We start from the raw sequence: 24,398 nt of genomic DNA, 5'->3' as shown, positions 1-24,398 counted from the left end.
ACTTAACTTATTAATAAATTTCTACAAAAAAAATAAGGCTTGCGTGTCTAAAACCCTACGTGCACACAAGCCTATTTAAACATTTCATAATGTTTAATATAAAAGTTTAAGGGAATTATTTACAATCTATACCCTATGCCTGAAAGTATTCTTACCATGTAAGGATAGCAAAAAAACTAAGTCTTGTCAACAACATTAGACAAATTTCACGGTTATAACTTCTTATTTTTTAATATTCTACTTGAATTTAGTACAGCTATTAATGTTACACCTACATCTCCGAAGACTGCTTCCCACATATTAGCCATTCCTAAAGCTCCAAATATTAAAATTATAACTTTAATTGCTAGAGCAAAAATTATATTTTGCCATACAATTTTATTTGTTCTTTTAGCTATATCAATTGCTTTTATTATCTTACTTGGTTCATCATCCATTATTACAACATCTGCTGCTTCTATCGCTGCATCTGATCCTACACCTCCCATTGCTATTCCTATGTCGGCTCTAGCTAGTACGGGAGCATCATTTATTCCGTCTCCAACAAAAGCAATCTTTTTATCCTTACTTTTATTGTTAAATAGTTCTTCTAATTTTTCTACTTTGTTTTGTGGTAATAAGTTGCAGTATACTTTATCTATGCCTAACTCTTTAGCAACACTGTCTCCAACTTTTTCATTATCTCCAGTTAACATAATAGTTTGTTTAACACCTATTTTCTTTAATCCACTTATAGCTTCTTTAGCATCCTCTTTTATTTCATCTGAAATAACTATATAGCCTAATTCACTATTTTCATTAGCTAAATAAACTACAGTTCCAACTTCATTTATAGGTGTAAGAGTTATATTATCCATATTCATTAACTTTGAATTACCAGCCAAAACTGTCATTCCATCAATTGTTACCTTTATACCTTTTCCAGGAATCTCTTCATAATCTGATATTAATGATTTATCAACTTCTCCATTAAAGGCACTTACTACTGACTTAGCAATTGGATGATTTGAGTAATACTCAGCATATGCTCCTAATTTTAATAATTCTTCATTACTTAATTCGCTTGTGCTCTCTACTTTTTTAACTTTAAATGTACCTTTTGTTAGTGTACCAGTTTTATCAAAAACTATACTCTCTACATTATTTAAAGCTTCTAAATAGTTACTTCCTTTTATTAAGATACCATTTTTAGATGCTACCCCAATTCCTGCAAAATATCCAAGAGGTATAGATACTACTAAAGCACAAGGACATGAAACAACTAAGAATATTAAAGCTCTTGATATCCATTCTGAGAAGCTTGCCCCACTTATTACCAAAGGTGGAATAACTGCAAGTGCTAAAGCTAAAAATACAACTACTGGTGTATAATACCTTGCAAACTTAGTTATAAACTTCTCTGTTGGAGATTTTTTATTACCTGCATTTTCAACTAAATCTAATATTTTAGAAACTGTAGATTCTCCAAAACTCTTAGTAACTTTTATTTTTAATAAACCACTTCTATTTATTGAACCTGCTAATACATCATCATTTTTTTCTACTTCTTTTGGTAATGATTCTCCTGTTAATGCAGATACATCTAACGTTGCTTCACCTGATAAAACAGTACCATCTAGAGGAATTTTTTCGCCTGCCCTTACTACTATTATTGATCCTACTGAAACACTCTCTGGAGATACTTTTTGTTCTTCTCCATTAAGATTAATTAAATTAGCGAAATCTGGTCTTATATTCATTAAATCTGATATTGATTTTCTTGATTTATTTACCGCATAATCTTGGAACATTTCTCCAACTTCATAAAATAGCATTACTGCTACCCCTTCTGGGAATTCACCTATGGCAAATGCACCAATTGTAGCTATAGTCATTAAGAAGTTTTCATCAAAAACCTGTCCTTTTAATATATTTTTAAATGCTTTTAAAAGAACTTCTCCACCAGCTATAATATAAGCTACACCAAAGATAATAAATTCATACATCTTATCTAAATTAACTATCATTCCTATTATAAATAAAGTTAAGGCTGCCCCTAATCTAATAAGGTCTTTTTTATCTATTCCAAAATTATTACCTTTGATACTTCCATGACTATGTGAGTGACCATGAACATGTCCATGTTCATCCTCTTCATCACAACAATCTCTATGGTTTGAAGATTGCATTTTATTTTTTTCTGATTCCTTTAGAACTTTTACATCTGGTTCTAAACCTAAAACTATTTTTTCTACTTTTTCATCAAGCTCTTTTTCTGAAATCCCCTCTTTAGGAGTTATTAATAAAAGCTTTGTTGAAAAATTAAGAACAGCTTCATCAACATCACTAAGTTTATTTATCTTATCTTCAATCTTTCCTGCACAATTTGCACAATTTAAACCGTCTAAATAAAATTTTATTTCTTTCATGACTAATATCTCCTTTACTCTAAAACGTGGTCTAAACCTTCATTGAAAATGTGTTTAACATGATCATCAGCTAATGAATAATATACTACTTTACCTTCTCTTCTAAACTTAACAAGTCTTGCTTGTTTTAATACCCTTAATTGATGAGATACGGCTGATTGACTTACTTTTAATAACTCTGCCATATCACATACACACATTTCTCCTTCAAATAATGCACATAATATTTTTATTCTTGTTGAGTCTCCAAAAACTTTAAATATTTCTGCTAACTCATAAAGAACTTCTTCCTTTGGTAAGTGTTCTTTTACTCTCTTTAGTATATCTTCATGAATAGTAGAACAGTTACAACTTTCTATCTTATTATTCTTCATAATTCAAACTCCTATTATTAACATTAACATATGAGCATCTGTTCATATGTTCATTTATATTATATGTCTGTCCTATATAAAATGCAACTAAAAAAAGCTAAACTAATTTTAAATTAGTTTAGCTTTTCATTATTTCTTTAAGAATTTCTCTATTTTTTTTAATATATCTTCTTCTCCAACCACAAGTAAATTATCACCTTTTTCAAAAACCAAATACGGCCCTGGTGATATAATAAGCTCACCATTTCTTCTTATAGCAACAATAGTCGCTTTTGTGTTCTGCCAAAACTTTGATTCAGAAACGCTCTTTCCTATAAGATCACATTCTTTTGGCAATTCTATTTCTATAGGAGTTAATGGATTAGTATATCTAAGTCTATTTGAATAATCTACTATTCTCTCTATCATTTCTCCTATATTTTTTTCTATGGTCTCTTTTTCTCTCATTAAAGAGTCTATATCATGCTTTAAAGATGTTACACTTTCAATTGAATGAAACCTATTTATGAAATTATAAGCATTATCCTTTGAGATAATCGTTACTCCACTGCCTTTGCTTGATGATACTACTTTCATATCTTCTAATAATTTAACAGCTTTTCTAACTGTTTCTGGCGATACATTGTAATTACTTGCTAAAGTTGATCTACCATGTATCTTTTCTCCTATTTTCATGTCATCATTATATATTCTTCCTGCAATATCTAAAGCAATCTGCTTGTATATAGGTTCATTTACTTTACTCTCCATCTCATACCCTTTCTATTATAAAAATTACTCGTCTAAATACATATCAATTTTAACATACTTTATAATGGAAAGGAAATATTTGCATTAAGCTATAACTTCTGAATAAACCACTTGCGTATTTATAGATATAGAATCACTTATATACTTAATAATACTTCTACAAGCAAAATAAGCATATTGCATATCATTTCTATAGCTTTCTCTCCTTCTATATATCTTATGGGCTTCCTTTAAGAAAAACTCAACAGACATATTACCCAATATTTCAAATTCATCTTTTGAAGGGACATATGTTTTAGCAAAGTTAGCTAACTTTTTTTCATATTTAACATGTTTATTCATACTGTGCTTAAATTCCCATCTTTCGCTATGAGGAACACAGAAGAAGTCACATATAAAATGACATATAACTCCAAGTTCTTGGCTAAATCTGCTTACTGAGAATTTCTTTTTAAAGTCATACATACTAAGTGATGATAATTTTTTTATCTTATTCACTATCATATCAAAAGATTCATCTAAATAATGCTTCTTTAATTTATACTTTGAAACCATATCTGGTTTTACATTTCCATATATAAAATTTTTTTCACTAATTTTAAAATTTACGTCAACATCTCTCAATATATTTTGTGCAATAAGAACATGAGTGTTCATTAACATAATTTATTACCTCTAATCCCTTTTAAAAAAGTCTCTTAATTAATATGATATTTCATATCTAATAAAAGTATATTACAAAAATAATTTTTATTTATTAATTAATTATTAACAAACCTACTTTTTATTTAGAAAAATATAACTGTAACATAAACTTTAATCCAACAAAGTCATATTCCGCTTAAATTTCAGTTCTCTTTATATGAATATTGACTCAGAACCAAACCTAAATTTTAATAATATAATTAGTAATTTATTTTACCTAATTACAAAGACCTAAACATACTAAGTATAAAACTTAAATATGTTTAGGTCTAACTAAAAGTATTTTAGTAATTATATTGTCCTACATTTTCACAAATTCTTATATCTAAAAGATCATCTGGAAGAGTTTTTTTGTATGAGCATAAAAACTCATTTAATTCACCATCCTGAAGATCTATATTTTTAGGACTAGTTATAAGAACCTTGTTTTTTTCTAAAATTAATTCAATATCATTTTTTTCATTTTTTATAAAATATGTAGTAACATTAGATGTTTTTACTTTTCCTTTATATTTCTCTTGGAAACTTAAAGTTTTTCTTAAGCCCTCATAGTCTCCTTCTTGAATTCCAAAATTACTCATATCTATCCCTAAGTTTTTCATTTGACCTTCAATATCTTCCATATCAAAGCCGTATCTCTTAAGCATTTCTGTTTGTATGTTTAAGAACTTTTCCTGAGAAATATTATTTTCATTCATGTATTTAGTTATCTCTCTTGAAAGATCCATCATACTCATATTTCCCTGAGCTACTGAGTAGTATAAATCATAAATGTATGATTCAAAATTATCTATATCTTTATCTCTTGCCTTATTCTTTAATTCATTGAAATCTACAATTCTATCACTCATAAACAATACCTCCGTAAAGTCCAAATTTATATTATTATTATAATAACACAAAAACATATTTATAACATATTTTAAACACTAAAAGTTTTAATTAATACTTATTTATGTGAAAAAGTATAAAATTCAAATAAACATCACTCTTAAAAGTAATTAATTCAATTCATTATTTTTCTTTATAATAAAAGTTTAAAACTAATATAAATAATTAAAAAGACCTATATCATATGCTTTAAGAACACATGATATAGGTCTTTTTTTACATAAGCCTATTAAGCTTATAAATACTCTTTAAATTCCTTCTTACCACCAATAGAATTTAATAGATGTTTTATTTCTTGGTCTCTTCCCTTATCCATAACCAAAATAACATCTCCTGCATCAACTAATACTAAGTCTTTTATTCCAAATCCTATTATTAATTTTTCCTTTCCAAAAACGGAACAATTTTCACATTCCTCTAAAAAGACATTTTCTGAAGTTCTATTATTACCATTAGACTCTAAAAATCTACTTAAAGCTGAGAAACTACCTATATCATCCCAAGAAAAATCACACTTTATGACAAAGGATCTTCTTGTTTTTTGCATTACTCCAAAATCTATTGATATTCCATCAATTAATGAATATTGCTCTCTTATTATCTCTTCCTCATCCTCTTCTCCAATGTGTTGATATATCTCCATTAAACATTTATACATCTTAGGAATATACTTTTCAATTTCTCTCAATATAACATCAGCTCTAAATATAAACATCCCACTATTCCATAAATAAGTCCCCTTTAATAAGAAGTCCTTTGCAACTTCTAAATTAGGTTTCTCTGTAAACCTTGCTATCTTGAAGGTAGGAATGTCACCGTTAATTCTGTCACCCATTTCTATATAGCCATAACCTGTTTCTGGTCTGCTCGGCTCTATTCCAATGGTTACAATAGCTCTCTTCTTATCAGAAATTTCTACGGCTTGCTCCAGAGTTTGAAGATAACTTTTATCTCCTTCTATATAATGGTCTGAAGGCAATACAATCATAACTGCATCCTTGTCCTTCTTTAGAAGCTTGGCAGCCGAAAGACCTATACATGTTGCAGTTTCTTTATTAGCAGGTTCAGTAAAGATATTTTCTTTTCTTATATCTTTTAGTTCATCTCTTATTTTGTCTTCATACTCTTTGTTTGTCACCACATAAATATTATCTTTCTCGATTATGGGTCTAATCCTATCCACAGTATTACTAAGAAAACTCTTTCCATTATTGTGTATGCTAAGAAATTGTTTAGGGTTTGAGCTTCTTGAAAGTGGATAAAGTCTAGTTCCCTTACCCCCTGCTAAAATTAATGAGTAAAGCATGTTGCCTTCAACTCCGTTAATTGTTATAGTGTATTTTATGTGAAAATATGCCATTATGTGAGTATTAAAAAAATTTAAGACCTTAGTGTAAGTAAAAATACCCCTCTAAGGTCTTCCTAATTTATTAATATTAATTTATTTTATACTAATTTTAAAAACCATTGTTCTCAGAAACTTCTTTTATCCATCTTCCTGATTTTTTAATAGTTTTCTTTTGAGTAGCTAAATCTAAAGATATAAATCCATATCTATTTTTATATGAATTTAACCATGACCAACAATCTATTGGAGTCCATAAGTGATATCCAACACAGTTTGATCCTTCTTCTATTGCTTTATGAAGCCATTCTAGATGTTCGATTATAAACTCTATTCTATAATCATCCTCTATTATACCCTCTGCATTTTTGAACTTTTCTTCACCTTCAACACCCATTCCATTTTCTGAAATGAACCATTTTATATTTCCATAGTTCTCTTGAACATTTTTTGCTATATCATAGATTGCCTTAGGATATATTTCCCATCCTCTATGAGGGTTCATTCTCTTTCCTGGCATATCATAGTTATCAAAGTATTTTTCTGGTGCCCATGTTTCTCCAGTGTATTCTTCCTCTCTAGCCTTCACTCTTCTTGGTTGATAGTAATTTACTCCTAAGAAATCAACTGTATTATTTTTTATAACCTCTAATTCTCCCTCTGTTGACTCCCACATAACGCCGTCTTTCTCTAAAACTTCAATCAAGTTCTTAGGGAATTCACCTTTAGTTGCTGGATCTAAGAATAATTCGTTGAAGAAAGCATTAGCAATTTCAGCAGCTCTTAAATCTTCTTTTTCTTCGCTTCTTGGATAAGCCGGTGTTAGATTAACTATTATTCCAATTTCACCATCTTGTCCTAACTTTCTATATTCTTCTATAGCTCTGGCTGAAGCTAAGGCTATATTATAAGCCGCTTGAACTCCTCTTTTACCATCAACTATACAAGGATAATGCCACTTATAAAGATATTGCCCTTCTATAATAACTATAGGCTCATTAAATGTAGCCCACTTTTTAACCCTATCTCCAAACAATTCAAATGCAGTCTTTGCAAACTTAGCGAATAATTCTACAACATGCTTTGATTCCCATCCACCGTACTTATCATATAGCTCAACTGGAAGATCAAAGTGGTGTAGATTCATTATTATATCTATTCCATTAGCTAAACATTGATCTATTACATCATTATAAAACCTAACTCCATCTTCATCTGGTTCTCCAGTTTCAAAGTTCTTAATTAATCTTGTCCATTGAATTGAAGTTCTAAAAGAATTTAAACCTATTTCTTTTAGCATTACTAAATCTTCTTTATAACTATTATAAAAATTTGATGCTACATCTGGTCCAACACCATTATGAAATAATTCTGGCTGTATATCAAACCAGTGATCAAATACATTATCATGTTTCTTATTAAATCTACCTTCTGACTGAGGCCCTGAAGTTGCAGCTCCCCACCAAAAGTTTTCTGGGAAAGTATATTTCATTTGAAAACCCCCTATACCTTTGTAAACTTTTTCTTTATTTAATTGTATATTTTAAACATAAATATTTCTATAGTTCTTATATGGCTTAATTCAAAAAATAGTTGCTAATTTCAAGAAAAAAAAGGCCTAAGCATAAACTTAGACCTTTTTTCGCAAACCAATATAACTAATACAATTATTTAAATTTTAATTTAAACTTGAAACGTCCCCTTTAAATGACCATATTTAATAAATTCTCTCAAAATTCAATAATTAATAAAAATAATTTCTCAATATAAATACCCTAATATCTATCATAAGCTGAAAGATACATTAAGCTTCTTCCCCGTCGAAGCTAAAAAAATTCATGTAAGAACAAAACATGTTCTTTAAGTTTAAATAAAACTTAATCATATTTCCAACAGTGATTGTACTCAAAGGCTCCCCCAAACCTTGAAGCATAAAAACTTAATCTTTAATATGTTTATTATACAATATTATTGGTTTGTCAGAAGTTCATCTATAAATAACAGGCATTAGTACATAGACGTAACTTTCAAAGATTGTATTCCTAATTAAGTTATATGTTTTAAATATAAATTGAACACTATATTTTAAGAACTTTTTTATCCGCTCATTGAAAACATATACAATCTTTAATTATATTATACATAACTTTTTAAATCATTTCCATACAAAACCAGTCATATTCATCCATTTTTTATTTATTTCATAATTTTTTTAACTATTTTCAACTTATTTTTGAAAGGAGCATACCTAATTTTTATATCTAAAAATGTTTTTCTATTCATGACACCCTTTTTATTAGAAAATAAGTCAAAACTATACTTGCCATGATATTCTCCCATTCCACTTTTTCCAACTCCACCAAAAGGCAAATAAGATGAAGATACATGTACTAAGGTATCATTTATTGTAACTCCACCTGATGATGTAGTATTTAGCACCTTTTTAATCTTATTCTTATCTTCTGAAAAATAATACAAAGCTAAAGGCTTGTCTTTACTATTTACAATCTTTATAACATCATTTAAATCCTCAAAATTTAAAATTGGAAGAATAGGTCCAAAAATTTCTCTTTCCATTACAGGATCATCCCAAGTCACACCTTTTAAAATTGTAAGCTCTATTTGAAGAGTTTCCTTGTTATAGTTTCCACCAAAAACTAACTTATCCTTATCTATATAAGAAAGTACTCTATTAAACTCTTTTTCATTTACCATCCTAGAATAATCCTCTGATTTTAGAGGTTCTTCTCCAAATTGCTTTTTAATTTCTTCCTCTAATTTCTTAATAAACTCTTCCTCAATATCCTTGTGAACATACAAATAGTCCGGTGCTACACATGTTTGTCCTGAATTCATTGCTTTTCCCCAAACAATTCTTCTTGCAGCTAACTCTACTTTACAATCCTTATCTACAATACATGGACTCTTTCCTCCAAGTTCTAAGGTCACAGGAGTTAAATTCTCAGCAGCTGCCTTCATTACTATCTTTCCAACCATGGCACTTCCAGTGAAGAATATATAATCAAATTTTTCTCTTAACAATTCGTCAACCACTTCTTTTCCTCTTTCGGGATTAACATGAAGAACATACTTTTCATCAAATACTTGTTCTAAAATACTTTTAAGCACTTTAGATGTTTCTGGTGCTGATTCAGATGGTTTTAGAACAACTGTATTTCCTGCTGCTATGGCACCAATCAAAGGATCCATTGTAAGCATAAAAGGATAATTAAAAGGACCAATTATAAGAACAACACCATAAGGTTCTAAGTGTACAAAACTTTTTGCTGGAAATTGAACTATAGGAGTTTTTACTCTTCTATCTTTACTCCACTTTCTTATATTTTTAATTTGAATATTTATTTCATCATATACCATGGCAACTTCTGTTATATAAGATTCAAAAACTGATTTCATTAAATCTTTTCTTAAAGCCTCAAGAACTTTTTCTTCTTCACTTTTTAAAACCTCTCTTAGTTTTTTTAATTTATTTATTCTAAACTCTATATCTTTTGTTTCATTTGTACTAAAATACTGCCTTTGTTCATTTATCTTTTCTCCTAACGCACTCATAAAGCTCTCCCTTTCTGTTAACATTTTTAATTTATTATAATCTTACTTAATTAATGCAAATTTTAATCATAATATGGAAATAAGTTCTTCTTTTTTATCTATTATAATCGTATTTTTAAAAATAATAAAACGCCCTTTATATTTATTTTCAAATATATCACTGATTAATTAATCAATATTAAAATAAAAAATAGTTTAGAAAATCTAAAATTTATTTTCTAAACTATTCCAATATCAAACTCCTAATTTATAAACGAGACCTTCCTTTAATTCTCCATAAGGGATTTTAAACTCTCTGATTCCTGAAGAATATGGCGCTATTTCATACTGTTGAAAGTATACTATAATTCCATCCTTATTTAAGTAATATGCTTGATTTTCATTAACCCCCTTAAATAAAGCCCCATTTTCAAAATAAATATCTTTTTCTTTTTCAATATCCTCTCTCACCTTTTTATCAATTATACTTTTATAATCAAATCCTTCTTTAAACAAGTCATTTAGTTTAAGAATTTTTCCAGTCTTTAAATCATAATTATAAGAAACCTTAGTTGTCAATCCATGAGCTCCACCAGTATACTGATAATAAGTAACAGGTAAACTTATAACTTCATCTGTATTAAAAGCTTCAAATAAACTATAGGCCTCCATTTTAGGCATTGGAGTTCCTGCTTTTTCATATTCTTTACTATATTCTTCGCCCAGTAATTTAATATCATTTATCCAATCTAAAGTATAATTTTCTATGGTTTTATTTATTTTGTCTACAACTTCTTTTTCTCCGCCATGAATCATAGGATATTTAACTTTAACCTCATGTTTATCAGTATTTTCTTCTATAGATTTTTCTACAACTTCTATTTTGTTTATTTCTTCTCCGAAAACTGGTACCGCTAAGACTAGAATTACTAATATAAGCCCTAAAAAACTTCTTTTAATTTTCATAAAAATAAACCTCCATTTTATAATTAACTCAATTTATTTTTCTCTTAAATGTTATAATTATGTATAAATAAAAAACTATTTAAAATCTTGCTAGGAGTGATAAAAATGAAATACCTTATTATATTGATTGTTATTGCAATTCTAGTTATTATATTTTTCTCAGCAATAGGTATTTATATATTTAAATCAACTGTAACTAGAAAACTTCATGATATAGCTCAAAGCTATAATATATACGTAGAAAATAATCTTTTTGATGAGACACTATATGATTCTGTTCATAAAGAAGATATAACTTTAAAATCTTTTGATAATCTTAACCTAACATCAACATTAATAATGAATGAAAAACCAACAAACAAATTTATAGTATTAGTGCACGGTGTTTCTATTTGTTATGTTGGTTCTTTAAAATATTTTGATATTTTTTATAGAAATGGCTTCAACGTTCTTATAGTAAATCAAAGAAGACATGGAAAAAGTGAAGGTAAATACTCCACATACGGTTTTTATGAAAAATATGACGTAAACATGTGGATTGAATATTTAAAATCTAGATTTGGAGACGATATAATATTAGGACTTCACGGAGAATCTATGGGTGCAGGAACGGTAATGGAAACTATCCCTTTAAATAATTCTATAAAATTTGTTATTGAAGATTGTGGCTATTCTAATTTCTACAGACTTATAGGCTTTCAAATATCTCATGGTTTCAAAAATAGAATAGTTAGAAAAATTCTTAGCCCTGGCCTTATTTTCGCAGACTGGTTCATGAAATTAAAAGCAAAATTTTCTATGAAAAAAATAGTTCCTATAGATATAGTAGCCTCAACTAAGATACCAATTATGTTTATTCATGGTAAAGAAGATTATTTTGTTCCTTGGTATATGGCAGTAGATTTATTTAATGCTAAAGTTAGAGGATATAAAGAACTCTATTTAGTAGAAGGAGCTGAACATGCTGAATCTTTAGCGACCAATAAACTCCTTTATGAAAAAAGAGTAATGAATTTTATTGAAAAAGCACTATTCTTTTATGACACAAAGTAAAAGCTTCTGTTCTAGATAAATATTGATTTTTAGCTAGACTTTTAACCCTAGCTCAAAACATAGCCAAATAAAAAATGCTTATTAAGCTATAGAAGAAAACTCCTATAAATATAGAAATTTCTATATTTATAGGAGTTTTATTATGTTAACTTCTCTTATCTAGAAGCCTCTTCTGTTTTTATAGAGTTTGATGTAAGTCTATTTATTTCTGCTAACTCTTTTTTGGTTAAATATCTCCATGAACCTATCTTTAAATTTCCTAAACTAACATTCATTATTCTAAGTCTTTCTAGTTTCTTAACTTCATAACCAAAATACTCACACATTCTTCTTATTTGTCTATTTAAGCCTTGTGTTAATATTATTCTGAAGGCATATTTCCCTTCTTTTTTTACTAAACACTTCTTAGTAATTGTGCCTAGTATAGGAACACCATTACTCATACCTTTTATAAATTCATCAGTTATAGGTTTATTTACAGTAACAACATATTCTTTTTCATGATTGTTTCCTGCTCTTAAAATTTTATTTACTATATCCCCATCATTAGTCATGAATATTAATCCTTGAGAGTCCTTATCTAATCTTCCTATTGGAAATATTCTCTTCTCATGATTCATAAAATCAACTATATTTCCCTTTACTTTGCTTTCTGTTGTACAAGTTATTCCAACAGGTTTATTTAAAGCTATATAAACAAGTTCATTTTCAACCTTCAATGATTTACCATCAATAGATACACTCTGTCCTTTTGAAACTTTCATTCCTGTTGTTGCAACAACTCCATCTATTTTGACTCTTCTTTGTTCTATAAGCTTATCTGCTTCCCTTCTAGAACAAAATCCTGTTTCACTTATGTATTTATTTAATCTAACTTCATCTCTAACTTCATTTTTATTTGATATAACTATATCTTTTTCTGAAGCCTTCTTTGCTATTTTTTGTTTTGTTGGATTATTAATTTTTTTCTCTTCATTTCTATGCTTTTTTTTATTAGAAAAACTTTTTTCTCTTCTGTTGTTATTCCTTGATACTTTTCTCACTATAAATAATCCCTTTCTTATTAATTTTTCTTTTCATACCCTGAATTATTTATCTTTATTCTAAAATTATTATTTGCATTATCATCCTTGTTTACACTATCAACATAAGCTGTGATATTATTTAAATCTATAGTATCCACCATTTTTCCAGTTATATAAATACTAACAATTCTATTTGATGGTATCATATCCTGCTCCTCAAAGCCTTTTAATATATTAATCATTCCATCTTCAAATTTATCATTATTTAACTTTAACTCTGTTACTAATATATTTCCCTTTTCTGTTGGTGAATAACTATAGACTATTCTATTAAATCTATTTAATCCAATTTTGACTTTGGATGTTCCTTGAATTAATATGGTAGTTTCTTGTTGCTTATAAATAAATGTAAATCCACCTATAAGAACAAAGGCAATTAAAACAACACTGATTATTATCTTTCTATAATGTCTTAAAGTTTTCTTTTCCTTACCGGACAGTTCCTCTCCAACTTTATTTTCACATCTTGTTTTTATTCTTATAAATTGGCCTTCCTTAGTTAATATTATGGTACTATTTTTCCCTTCTAACATAACTAATCCTTTATAAACAGTCTCTTCTCCCTTAGTTCCTTTTATAACTGCAAGGCTTTCTAAATCCTTAAAGTTTATATTTAGATACATTGCTAAATTTGTATAATTTGCATTGTATAATAAAACTATATAAGCAATTATATAGTTTGACCAATTGATTATCTTTTCATTACTAAAGCCTGTTTTTTTAGCTATAACTTTTGTAGGCAACTCTCTTCTATTCAATATTTTTCTTAAGAGAACTTCCTCATCAACTAAAAAATATGCTATATTAAGAATTAAATTTCTTTCTTCAAGATTAAAAGATTCATTAGAAAGATTTTTTATATTAACTTTAAATTTTCTAAGTTCTTTTATAAAAGTACTTATTTCTTTTTTTAAGATATTCTTATCTAGATTCTTCTTTATATTTCTAGTAGAAAACATATATTTATCTTTTCTAAAAGTTACCTCACTCAATTAAGCTACACTCCTTTATATATATTTTACAAAAAATAAGACTAAGGCAAAAACCCAGTCTTATTCCACTAACTTTCCTTTTACTATTACTCTATTTTTAGCATCCATAGTACATGTAACTAAAGTCATTGTTGCATCTTTAGTAGGCTCTAAAGCTTCTGTTTGACTTGGAGTAACCTCATACATATCTGTTACTTCATAAGTATATTCTTTTCCATTATAAGTAACATTAACCTTGTCCCCATTTTCAAGTTTATCAATGTCTTTAAAAGCCTCTCCAAAATATGACTGTCTATGTCCAGCTATAGCAAAGTTCCCTTTTTCTCCTGGCATAGGTGCTCCTGGAAAGTGACCTACTACATACTTGATATCTTCATATCTAACGCCTTCTATTATACCAATTTCTAAGTCTATCTTTGGAATATTTAAAATACCAATTCCATTTCCTTCTTCAAGTTGTGCCTTTTCTGGTTTCTTACTCTCTTTAGTTTCACTACCTTCAACTTTGTTATTACCATCATTCTCTTCTTCAAAAGTTGCCTCACCATTTGAATTTTCACCTTCTGGAACATCAAAAGTTAGATTCTTAAAACTCTCCAAAACCGCTTGTTGTTGTTTATAAGTATCATACTTCATCCAAATTGTTATCCCAATAAGAGATACCCCTGCAACAATTAAAAAAATCCCTAAAACATTTTTAATTTTTCCCCACACTTCTCAATGCACCCTTTCTATTTAATTTTCCCTTTTATTATAATGCTATCTACTAATTTAAGCTTTAAAATAACTACTTTTATATAAATTTAAATATTTAAAAGCAATAGCACTATTTTCTTTAATTAAATCTCAATTTATTATACCATAGCATATATCATATCTATATAAAATTTTATACAGTAAATACATCTTTTTCATAAATTTGAATTCTTTAATTTATTTATATTTTAATTATATATTACACTCTTTATGTTACAAATTTATTTTTAATCTTTGCTAAATTATAATAAAGATTAATACTCTTTGATAACATAATAATAATTATATATAATGAAACCATAGAAATTATGGTGGCTCTCACCATAATGATAAATATTTTTAAGAGGTGATAAAAATGAGAATCGGAATGGGATATGATGTTCATAAATTAGTTGAGAATAGAGATTTAATTTTAGGAGGAGTTAAAATTCCTTATGAAAAAGGACTTTTAGGTCACTCAGATGCTGATGTTTTATTACATGCAATAATGGATTCGCTTTTAGGTGCTGCAGCTTTAGGTGATATAGGTAAGCATTTCCCAGATACTGATCCTAAATATAAAGGGGCAGATAGCATAAGGCTTCTTGAATTCGTTGGTGAACTTATATATAAAAATAACTATAAAATATCCAATATAGATGCAACAATAATAGCTCAGAAACCTAAAATGGCTCCTCATATACCTACAATGAGAGAAAATATAGCAAAAGCGTTAAATATAAATTTAGACCAAATAAATGTTAAAGCAACAACTGAAGAGGGTCTTGGCTTTACTGGCTCAGGTAAAGGAATTTCTTCTCAAAGTATCTGTCTTTTAATGAAATAAAAAAAGAGTATATAACTTCCTTAACATTGGAAGGTATATACTCTTTTTATAACTTATAAAATCCAACTTTATACTACATTTCTTTAAATCCGATATCTAAAATCCCCTTTTTAGTGCTTATTGCTTTTTATAGTTTATTGAGTTACTGCAACATCTAATTCTTCACTTGTTTCAGTATTCTCTTTCTTTTGGAAAAATGCTATAAATATTATTGCACTTATTCCCATTAAATATGGATAAAATAAGAATTTCATTATTTCAAATGAACTTAATCCTGTTAAAGCTGCTGCTGACATTAACTGTGCTCCATATGGGATTATTCCCTGAACTGCACAAGAAAACATATCTAATATTCCTGCAACTCTCTTTGAATCTAAATTATATTTATTTGAAATATCCTTTGCTAAAGGTCCAACTGTAACAATAGCAATTGTGTTATTTGCAGTACATGCATCAATTAAACTTACTAATAATCCAATACCAAATTCAGCCCCTCTTTTGCCATTGATTCTTTTAGTAACTAAATTTAATACATAATCTATACCGCCATTTTCTTTTATAATCTCAACAATTCCTCCAATTATTATTGAAATTAATATAAGTTCACTCATTCCAGCAACTCCAGCTGATATAGAATCAAAGAATGCTTTTAAATCCATAGCCCCAGTAAAGAATCCGATTCCTCCAGCTAAAATTATTCCACCTGATAATATAGCAATTACATTTCCCCCCATTAATGCTGCTATTAAAATTCCTAGGTATGGAATAACTTTTATTAAATTATAGTCATATTGTCCTACAGAAGCATTAGAACCACTTCCTAAGAATGTATATAATATAATTACTAAAATAGCTGATGGTAATATAACCTTAAAGTTTATTCTAAATTTATCTCTCATTTCACAACCTTGAGTTTTTGTTGCTGCTATTGTTGTATCAGAAATCATTGATAGGTTGTCTCCAAACATAGCTCCACCTACTACTGCCCCAACTATAAGAGGTAATGCTATATTAGTTTTTTCTGCAATTCCCATAGCTATTGGTACTATGGCAGCTATTGTTCCCATTGATGTTCCTAATGATATAGCTATAAATGATGATATTATAAATATTCCTGCTATTAATATGTTTTTAGGTAATATTGTTAAACCTAAGTTTACTGTTGATTCTACTGCTCCCATGTTTTTAGCCACTTCTGCGAAAGCACCTGCTAATATAAAAATTAAACACATTAAGATTATATTGCTATTTCCTGCTCCCTTACAGAATATCTCTATGTTCTTCTCAATCCCTCTTTTTCTGTTCATAAATATTCCGACTAATGCGGCTATTATCCCAGGAACTAAAATAGAAACCGAGTAGAAATCTTTCATTACTATTGAAGTTCCTAAATAGATTGATACAAAAATTATTAATGGTAATAATGCTGAAAACTTTCCTTCTTTCATTTTCTCTCCTCCTAATCTATTTAATAAACCTATCTTATTTATCCTACAAAATAAAAAAACTTCTATCCCAGGATAGAAGTTATTATTCTTACAGATTCTCTTTCTTATCTCTCAGTTTCTACCGCAGGATTTAGCACCGCTATAAATCTTTGCACATGAAATTATTACTGACTTTTATTATTTTAAAATCAGTATTGTTTTAACCGCAAAGAATTACCGGTTGCTGGGTTTCACAGGGCCAGTCCCTCCACCTCTCTTGATAAGATTTATTAAATTTTATTTTTTTTAATACTAACACGCCAAAATTACTTTGTCAATTTAATTTATATTGTTTTTAATAATTTATTTACTTACTAATTTATATAACAAACTTTCAAGCAATATTCCTTCATTAGGTGGATAATCAAATTTTTCACTATATTCTATTGCCTCTGCTATAAAGTTGCATGCTTTTTCTAAAGCTTTTTCATCACATTCGCCTCTTAGTATCCATCCTATTAACAAGGATGCAAAGGCATCTCCAGTTCCACAATAAAATGCATTTATTTTTTTATGAGAATAATTGTAGAACATCTTTTCCTGTTTATCATACAGCACAGTATCAATATATTCATTTCCCTTTGAACTTGGTACACTTGTTATTATACTTATTTTAGGTCCTAAGTTTCCCAAGGAAATTAAATACTCCTTAATCTCCTCTTCAGTTAAGTTTTCTTTATAGTCTTTTCCTAAAAGTAAAGTAGCTTCTGTAATATTAGGAGTTATTATATCAGCATTCTTAATCAAAACTCTCATCTCTTCAATCATTTTTTCACTCATGCCATCATATAGCTTACCATTATCAGCCATAACTGGATCTATAACAACTAAAGTATCTTCTTCTTTAAATTCTTTTATAAAGTCCTCTACAAATTTAACTTGATTAGGATCTGCTAAATATCCACTATAAATACATTGAAAACCTAAGTTAAGCTTTTTCCAATGCTCCTTAGTTTCATATATAAAATCACTTAAATCTCTAATTGCAGGTTTTCCAAATCCATCTGTATGTGTTGATAAAACCGCAGTTGGAAGTGGACATACTTGATTACCCATTGAAGATAATATAGGAATTATTGTCGCTAAAGCTGCTCTTCCATAACATGAAATATCATGTATAGCAGCAATTTTATTCATAGATTTCATTTTTATCTCCCTTCAAAAATCCGCTCTAAAATATATATTTCTCATTACACAGTATTATATTAATTAATTTTTCTTATATCAAATGTACCGATATATTTTAAAATAAAAAAAGCATCGCCTTAGTAAGCGATGCTTGGTGCACCATCAGGGATTCGAACCCTGGACTCCCTGATTAAGAGTCAGGTGCTCTACCAACTGAGCTAATGGTGCATATTGCATTTTTTAAGAGAATTTTACAGTAAAACCTTAAAAAATGGAGCGGGTACCGGGAATCGAACCCGGGTATCCAGCTTGGAAGGCTGGTGTTCTACCATTGAACTACACCCGCTTGGTATGTTTATATGTTAACATAATATTAACATGTTGTCAAGTATTTTTTGATTTATTATTCAAAAAAATGGCTGGGATAGCAGGATTTGAACCTGCGAATGACGGAGTCAAAGTCCGTTGCCTTACCGCTTGGCGATATCCCAACATGGTGTACCTTAAGGGATTCGAACCCCTGACCCACGGCTTAGAAGGCCGTTGCTCTATCCAGCTGAGCTAAAGATACAAACTTGAATCAACAAAAATTATTATACATAATCATTTAAAAATTGTCAACATTTTTTTGAATTTATTTTATATTTTTATTAATACTAAGCGAATTTAATTTTAAACAATATCTTCCAAGTACTTAAATAACACAGTTTTAAATTTTTCTCCATCCTCTTTATTTTTATCAGCATTTTTACAAACTCTATACCATTCTTCTGTAGTCATTCCTATAGTTTTTTCATAACAATCTTCACAATCAGTTTGTAAGTTAGTTTCAACAACAAACTTACCTAATTCTTCAGCATTATTGAAGACTTTTAAGTATAAAAACTCATCTTTATCTCCAATCCAATTGTTATTAAATCTACTACAGAATATTTTTAATTTTCTCATTCCATTTTCAGCATTAAATCCATTTAACTTTCTTAATGCTAAAATATCATTTTTCATTTTCTCTCTATCTTCTTCTGTTGCTTTACTCTTTACTATAGAGATAATTTTTTCTACATCATTTGATGGAATTTGTGTTACTAATTTTCTTTTTCCTTCAACCCATTTATAATAAGCCTCTGGCATAAAGACATATTGTATAAACTGTATGAGGCTATTAAAATCAGGTACCATTACCCAAACATTTTGGAATCCAACATGTCTATTAAATATTACATAATGTAGATATTTTGTGTCTTTAGTTATAGGTTCATCTTTGAACATTCTTCCTTTTAGGGTTTCATTTTTTCTTATTAATTCACCCCAATACTTCTCGGGATTTTCTTCTTTTTTTAATCTTTGACGAAATAAGTTACGCATCTTAAAACCCCCTTTATATATTTTATAATTTAATTATATTGCTAACTTTTTTTAACATCAAAGTGTAAAAAATCCTAAATTTCTTTATATACCCTCATATCTATTTAAAAAAGCTCGCTTATATTGATTAAACTATTTTTTTATGCTATTTTATTACTATAAATGGGTATATCAAAATTAAGGAGGATTATATGTCTTATTGTTGTGAGATTTGTGGTGATTACGCTGATGTTCATCACATAGTTCATAGAGCAGAAGGTGGTCTAGATTTCAAACTAAATTATAAATATTTATGTAAGAAACATCACCGTTCTAAAAATGGTCCACATAGAGATAAGTTTGTAGATTTAAATTATAAACTTGAAATGCAGAATAAACTTAATGAGCTTTTTATAAAAAGTTTTTATACCGGTAATGATATAAAAACTATGCTAGGGCTTACACCAGGTTCCTTAAAAAAATTAACTAAGAACCTAAAGCGTTATAAAGAAGGATATTCTAGAGATGAATTAATATTTAATCTCATGGGCAGAAAAGTTTATTCAGAAGAATATATAGAAGATTTCATGTTGCAAAAAGCAATAAGTTGTATATAAAATGTGCTGTATCAAAACTATTAATTTAATTTTAGGTTTTGATACAGCCTTATTTTTTTATTTCTCTAATTATTTAATATTCTTAAAGAAATAAACTCTATTTCGAATTTATCTATAACCTTATCTTTATTTAAATCATAAATTTCTATTTCACTCCATCCTTCAGAGTTTGAATTTTTTCCAAAATTCATTGAGACTAATGATAAATCACCTATATTTAAGAAACCATCATCATTTAAATCTCCCGTTAATTCATTTATCTCTAATGAATCAAATATAACTTTAGCATCTTGAAGAGCTCCTATATTTTCTTTCATTTTTCCTACAGCACCTGTATTTAAACATTCTTCTGCCTTAATTAAAGCATCATTTAAAAGTCTTTTAGCACCGTAGATATACTCTCCAACTTCATATCCTTCTTTGACATTATCACTTAATATTTTATATTCATTTATAATAGAATCTAACTGTTCTCTAACTTCTTCAAATATAGCATCACCTGGTGTATCTAATGAAAAACTACAAGTTAAACTATTATAATTATATATTCTTAAATCCTTTAAAATTTTCTTAGCAATTTCTAGATGTCCCCTATGATTTGGATTCCCCTCTAAGAGCCAAGATTCTCCAAGCCATTCTTGATTTTCATTTAATTTTCTCCAATACTCATAGTGATCTATTAATAATACTTCTTCCTCTTTAGCTACTTCCCTTATAACTTGCACATAATCCTCTATATTCTTTTCATTCTTAATTGGTGTTTGTAAAACTGGTACGGCTCCTATTTCCTCAGTTCTATTAACTATTGAAATTAAATTGGCTTTAAATTCTTCAGGAGTAATGTTTTCATTGCCTCCAATCATAATAAAAGTAGCTTTAGGATTATATTTAGTGGCTAAATTATCAAAATTACTTAATAAATATTCAGAATTAGCATCTTCTACAGCGGAGTTCACCATAAACTTTTCTCTTTTAGCCATACTTCCACCATTTAACTCCCAACGTACTCTTTCTTCCAAATACTCTACATAATTCTTGTAACCAAAAGTATCTCCTTTTCCAGTAGTATCATCATCACCCAAAAATACCCAAGAGACTTTTTCATTTTCATTTATTATCTTTATAATATCAACTAAGTTTTCATTTAAATTCTCCTTAGTTGATTTAATCAATTCCTCTTCAGACAAATTATTATCATATACATCTATATAAGATATATCCCCATAATAGAACCATTCACCAGAAGTTTTATAATCTAAATTTCTTCCTACATTTAAGGTATTTGCTTCTGTTACAGTATTAAAAAATCCTTTATTTGAATCACTGTGAATCATTTCTCCATCAACATATATTTTAGTTCCACTTTCACTTACATCTACTGCAACTGTATGCCACATTCCATCATTATAACCTCCTCTTGAGGTAGTTATATTACTTTTGAAAACCCCATTTTCTCTTGCTGAAAAGTGAATACTTCCATTATTTATAGCTAAAGTAACATTACTAGCATCATCTCTAGAATCAGAAAGACTTAAAATAGTTTGAGCATTTCTATTATTCTCAACTTTAAACCTAGAGACTATAGTTCCTTTTCCTAAATTACTGACCTTATTCAAATCTTCTGACTTGTCTATAAAATCATCATTAAATTTCTTATCTAGATTATAATTGATTAAACTTTCTTTTCCTTCTATGCCTTCATATTTAGGGTAATATGTTGTATCTACACTCCTTCCAAAATCATTTTCTATTTTTATTGGATAATTTAAATTACAGGTATAACTATCATCCTCAAAAATTTCTAGTTCCTTAAAAATAAGCTTAACCATTTCTAAATGTCCTTTTTCATTTGGATGAATTGAATCATTCAAAAATTCATTTTTAATATTAGGATTTTCTTTCTCTAAATCTTCCCAATGTTTATAATGATCTATTAAGGTAACATTTTTATCTCTTGAAATCTCTCTAACAGCATCCATATAAAGTGGAAGACTCTCTCTATTAGAAGACATTCTTATTGTGTTACTTGTCTGAAGAACTGGTATAGCTCCTCCTTCTCTTACTCTATCAACAAGCTCTCTTACATTTCTTTTATATTCATCTAAAGGAACCATTTGATTAGATGAATCATTCATACCAATCATTATAAAGACTATATCTGGATTATATAAACTAACCCAAGTATCGAATCCGTTTATTATATTTCTAGTGGTGGCACTAGAAACCCCAGTATTAAAAACCATACTATCCTCTTTAGTAACTCTATTTATACTTTCTCCTTTTAATCTTTCACTAAAATGTTCTGAGTAACTTCTGTATCCTTTTGTATGCAATGGGCCATGAGTTATACTATCTCCAGTAAATACTACGTTTAAATCCTTATCTCCTTTTAGCATTTTAATTAACTCTTCCTTTTCTCCCTCTGGTTCCGGGTTAGATTCTTCATTTACTTCACTTAAAGCTAAACACTCACTGGAACTTAATGCCGTATCAAAAACTTTTATATTTGATATCTCTCCATTTAAATACCATTGTCCATTCTGATTTTCACTGGTTAATATTCTACCTATATTTAAATTATTTGGCGTATTTACTCCATTAAAAAAGCTCATGTTAATATTATTACCAGTAGAATATAACTTACTTCCGTCTACATATAACTCTGCTCCATTCTCTCCCCCTATATTCACAACAAGTCCATGCCACTTTCCATCATTATAATTTCTATGTGGCCACTCAAACCCTAGCTTTAATTGTCCATTTTCTCTGACTTCATATCGAATTCGACCTGTATTAGTTATACCAACAAATAATCTACTATTAGAATCATTTTTATCACTCATAGAAAATAGTGTTTGCCATGTATTAATATTATTTGCCTTAAACTTAATAGCTATAGTTCCCTCTGTTAAATTTTCAATCTTCCCTAAGTCTTCTGTAATATCTACATAGTCATTAATACCATTGAAGCTCTTATTTAATTCATAGTCTAATTTAGGTTCTTTAGTTTCAAACTCTTCAATTATGTTATCTTTATTTTCATTTGCAAGCACAGATACATAATTTGAAAATATGCATGTTCCTCCAATACATGTAGCTAATAATAAACTTATGGCTTTTTTCTTCATAGATTTCTCTCCCAAACAAAAATTTAATTAGTTGTATATCCTCTTATATCCTTATTCTTAAGAAAAGACTAATATACTAGAAAGTTTAGGTTACCTTTTTATCAGGATTTATTTTAACAAATTACTTATACTCAAAATATTTCCTGTATAAAAAAAGACTTTTATTCCAAATTTGGAATAAAAGTCTTTTAATTTATTATATTAAACGAAAAAAGCAACTGAAATATCAGTTGCTTTATATGGAGCGGAAGACGAGACTCGAACTCGCAACTTTCACCTTGGCAAGGTGACACTCTACCATTGAGTCACTCCCGCATATTTAATTGGAGCGGGTACCGGGAATCGAACCCGGGTATCCAGCTTGGAAGGCTGGTGTTCTACCATTGAACTACACCCGCTTAGTGGTGCAGGTGAAGGGAGTCGAACCCCCACGCCGTAGGCGCTAGATCCTAAGTCTAGTGCGTCTGCCAATTCCGCCACACCTGCAAAACTATGTTTTAATTATAATATTTTTCAAACTCTATTTCAAGTTTTTTTTGTAAATTATTCTCTAAAAACTTTAATTTAAATGTATCAATTGTATAACTTTGATTATATAATATTGAGATACTAAGTTGTTCTTATATTTTACAAACTCTAAGAATTTTTAATTAAGTTTTATTTTATTATTTTATCCATTGACATACAAAACCAATAAACTTATAATCTAAAGTAAATATTATAAATCTATTAACACAATGAAGAGACGAGTAAACTTTGGTACATTTTCAGAGAGAAAGTACATTAGCTGCAAGTACTTTTAAATGGAATTAGTTGAAGACTACCTCTGAGTGACTCTAATCCAGTCCGTTATAATCACGTTACGATTAATTTAAGTGGTACTTTATTTAATATTACTAAAGTACAATTTGGGTGGAACCACGGGAATATACACTCTCGTCCCTTTTCTATATAGAAAAGAGACGAGAGTTTTTTATTTTATATGAATGAT

19 protein-coding genes, 7 tRNA genes, 1 riboswitch and 1 other annotated feature are annotated in these 24,398 nt (G+C 28.6%); of the genes, 3 read left to right on the top strand and 23 right to left on the bottom strand.

The genetic code is table 11. The annotated features are described in order from the left end of the window. Positions 1-212: 212 nt before the first annotated feature. The 9 genes from OIF33_RS15205 to OIF33_RS15165 form a co-directional block, all read right to left on the bottom strand. A complete protein-coding gene (locus tag OIF33_RS15205; protein WP_322505075.1) occupies positions 213-2,408 on the bottom strand; it encodes a heavy metal translocating P-type ATPase in 2,196 nt (731 codons plus the stop codon). A gap of 14 nt (positions 2,409-2,422) precedes the next feature. Further along, positions 2,423-2,782, bottom strand: a complete 360-nt coding sequence (locus OIF33_RS15200) for a metalloregulator ArsR/SmtB family transcription factor (RefSeq protein ID WP_322505074.1) — start codon at positions 2,780-2,782, stop codon at positions 2,423-2,425. A 129-nt stretch (positions 2,783-2,911) separates the two neighbouring features. Then, entirely contained in the window at positions 2,912-3,532 is a 621-nt protein-coding gene (locus OIF33_RS15195) for a TrkA C-terminal domain-containing protein (RefSeq protein WP_322505073.1), read from the bottom strand. An 84-nt stretch (positions 3,533-3,616) separates the two neighbouring features. Further along, a complete protein-coding gene (locus tag OIF33_RS15190) occupies positions 3,617-4,195 on the bottom strand; it encodes a zinc dependent phospholipase C family protein (RefSeq protein ID WP_322505072.1) in 579 nt (192 codons plus the stop codon). 326 nt (positions 4,196-4,521) lie between these two features. Further along, on the bottom strand, positions 4,522-5,088 hold the full coding sequence (locus OIF33_RS15185) for a DUF3867 domain-containing protein (RefSeq protein WP_322505071.1): 567 nt from the start codon (positions 5,086-5,088) through the stop codon (positions 4,522-4,524). Between the two features lie 275 nt (positions 5,089-5,363). Continuing rightward, on the bottom strand, positions 5,364-6,434 hold the full coding sequence (locus tag OIF33_RS15180) for a mannose-1-phosphate guanylyltransferase (RefSeq protein ID WP_322505070.1): 1,071 nt from the start codon (positions 6,432-6,434) through the stop codon (positions 5,364-5,366). Between the two features lie 151 nt (positions 6,435-6,585). Beyond that, the gene (locus tag OIF33_RS15175) at positions 6,586-7,965 is read right to left on the bottom strand and encodes a glycoside hydrolase family 1 protein (RefSeq protein WP_322505069.1); all 1,380 of its coding nucleotides are present in this window, start codon (positions 7,963-7,965) and stop codon (positions 6,586-6,588) included. A gap of 704 nt (positions 7,966-8,669) precedes the next feature. Next, positions 8,670-10,046 carry an aldehyde dehydrogenase gene (locus tag OIF33_RS15170; RefSeq protein ID WP_322505068.1) on the bottom strand — a complete coding sequence of 459 codons (1,377 nt, stop codon included), beginning with the start codon at positions 10,044-10,046 and terminating at the stop codon, positions 8,670-8,672. A gap of 234 nt (positions 10,047-10,280) precedes the next feature. Beyond that, the gene (locus tag OIF33_RS15165) at positions 10,281-10,991 is read right to left on the bottom strand and encodes a DUF3298 and DUF4163 domain-containing protein (protein ID WP_322505067.1); all 711 of its coding nucleotides are present in this window, start codon (positions 10,989-10,991) and stop codon (positions 10,281-10,283) included. A 105-nt stretch (positions 10,992-11,096) separates the two neighbouring features. On the opposite strand from OIF33_RS15165, the gene OIF33_RS15160 reads away from it, so the two are divergent. Next, entirely contained in the window at positions 11,097-12,044 is a 948-nt protein-coding gene (locus OIF33_RS15160; protein ID WP_322505066.1) for an alpha/beta hydrolase, read from the top strand. A 155-nt stretch (positions 12,045-12,199) separates the two neighbouring features. Here the strand turns inward: OIF33_RS15160 and rluF are convergent, their stop codons facing one another. Genes rluF through OIF33_RS15145 form a run of 3 tightly spaced genes read right to left on the bottom strand, consistent with a single transcriptional unit; the run spans position 12,200 to position 14,835 of the window. Then, positions 12,200-13,087 (bottom strand): 23S rRNA pseudouridine(2604) synthase RluF, encoded by an 888-nt coding sequence (gene rluF, locus OIF33_RS15155; protein WP_322505065.1) that lies wholly within the window; start codon positions 13,085-13,087, stop codon positions 12,200-12,202. A 20-nt stretch (positions 13,088-13,107) separates the two neighbouring features. After that, positions 13,108-14,121 carry an anti-sigma factor domain-containing protein gene (locus OIF33_RS15150; RefSeq protein WP_322505064.1) on the bottom strand — a complete coding sequence of 338 codons (1,014 nt, stop codon included), beginning with the start codon at positions 14,119-14,121 and terminating at the stop codon, positions 13,108-13,110. A gap of 60 nt (positions 14,122-14,181) precedes the next feature. Beyond that, complete coding sequence (locus OIF33_RS15145) at positions 14,182-14,835, bottom strand: class D sortase (RefSeq protein ID WP_322505063.1); 654 nt, start codon at positions 14,833-14,835, stop codon at positions 14,182-14,184. Between the two features lie 397 nt (positions 14,836-15,232). Here OIF33_RS15145 and ispF point away from each other — a divergent pair, with 397 nt between their 5' ends. Further along, on the top strand, positions 15,233-15,703 hold the full coding sequence (gene ispF / locus OIF33_RS15140) for a 2-C-methyl-D-erythritol 2,4-cyclodiphosphate synthase (protein WP_322505062.1): 471 nt from the start codon (positions 15,233-15,235) through the stop codon (positions 15,701-15,703). Positions 15,704-15,837: 134 nt separating this feature from the next. Here ispF and OIF33_RS15135 read toward each other — a convergent pair whose 3' ends face one another. From OIF33_RS15135 to OIF33_RS15105, 7 genes are all read right to left on the bottom strand, one after another. Next, a complete protein-coding gene (locus tag OIF33_RS15135) occupies positions 15,838-17,151 on the bottom strand; it encodes a Na+/H+ antiporter NhaC family protein (protein ID WP_322505061.1) in 1,314 nt (437 codons plus the stop codon). Between the two features lie 101 nt (positions 17,152-17,252). Further along, positions 17,253-17,417, bottom strand: a riboswitch (SAM riboswitch). Positions 17,418-17,493: 76 nt separating this feature from the next. Further along, positions 17,494-18,336, bottom strand: coding sequence for a pyridoxamine kinase (locus OIF33_RS15130; RefSeq protein WP_322505060.1), 843 nt, complete (start codon positions 18,334-18,336; stop codon positions 17,494-17,496). 134 nt (positions 18,337-18,470) lie between these two features. Next, a tRNA-Lys gene (locus tag OIF33_RS15125) sits at positions 18,471-18,546 on the bottom strand. Between the two features lie 44 nt (positions 18,547-18,590). After that, positions 18,591-18,664 (bottom strand) — tRNA-Gly (locus OIF33_RS15120). Positions 18,665-18,734: 70 nt separating this feature from the next. Next, positions 18,735-18,809, bottom strand: a tRNA-Gln gene (locus OIF33_RS15115). A 3-nt stretch (positions 18,810-18,812) separates the two neighbouring features. Beyond that, positions 18,813-18,889: transfer RNA gene (locus tag OIF33_RS15110), tRNA-Arg, on the bottom strand. Between the two features lie 101 nt (positions 18,890-18,990). Then, positions 18,991-19,683: a hypothetical protein gene (locus OIF33_RS15105; protein ID WP_322505059.1), complete on the bottom strand. Its 693-nt coding sequence runs from the start codon at positions 19,681-19,683 to the stop codon at positions 18,991-18,993. Positions 19,684-19,874: 191 nt separating this feature from the next. Between OIF33_RS15105 and OIF33_RS15100 the strand changes: the two genes are divergently transcribed. Next, positions 19,875-20,279: an HNH endonuclease signature motif containing protein gene (locus OIF33_RS15100; protein WP_322505058.1), complete on the top strand. Its 405-nt coding sequence runs from the start codon at positions 19,875-19,877 to the stop codon at positions 20,277-20,279. Between the two features lie 65 nt (positions 20,280-20,344). On the opposite strand, the gene OIF33_RS15095 is transcribed toward OIF33_RS15100, so the two are convergent. From OIF33_RS15095 to OIF33_RS15080, 4 genes are all read right to left on the bottom strand, one after another. Beyond that, entirely contained in the window at positions 20,345-23,407 is a 3,063-nt protein-coding gene (locus OIF33_RS15095) for a GDSL-type esterase/lipase family protein (RefSeq protein WP_322505057.1), read from the bottom strand. A 240-nt stretch (positions 23,408-23,647) separates the two neighbouring features. Continuing rightward, a tRNA-Gly gene (locus tag OIF33_RS15090) sits at positions 23,648-23,722 on the bottom strand. Positions 23,723-23,731: 9 nt separating this feature from the next. Next, a tRNA-Gly gene (locus tag OIF33_RS15085) sits at positions 23,732-23,805 on the bottom strand. Between the two features lie 4 nt (positions 23,806-23,809). Then, a tRNA-Leu gene (locus OIF33_RS15080) sits at positions 23,810-23,893 on the bottom strand. A gap of 242 nt (positions 23,894-24,135) precedes the next feature. Next, positions 24,136-24,354: a binding site (T-box leader), on the top strand. Positions 24,355-24,398 lie beyond the last annotated feature (44 nt).

This window comes from Clostridium sp. LIBA-8841, from assembly GCF_034439435.1.
In the GTDB taxonomy this organism is placed as follows: domain Bacteria; phylum Bacillota; class Clostridia; order Clostridiales; family Clostridiaceae; genus Sarcina.
This window is presented reverse-complemented; position numbering and strand designations above follow the sequence as displayed.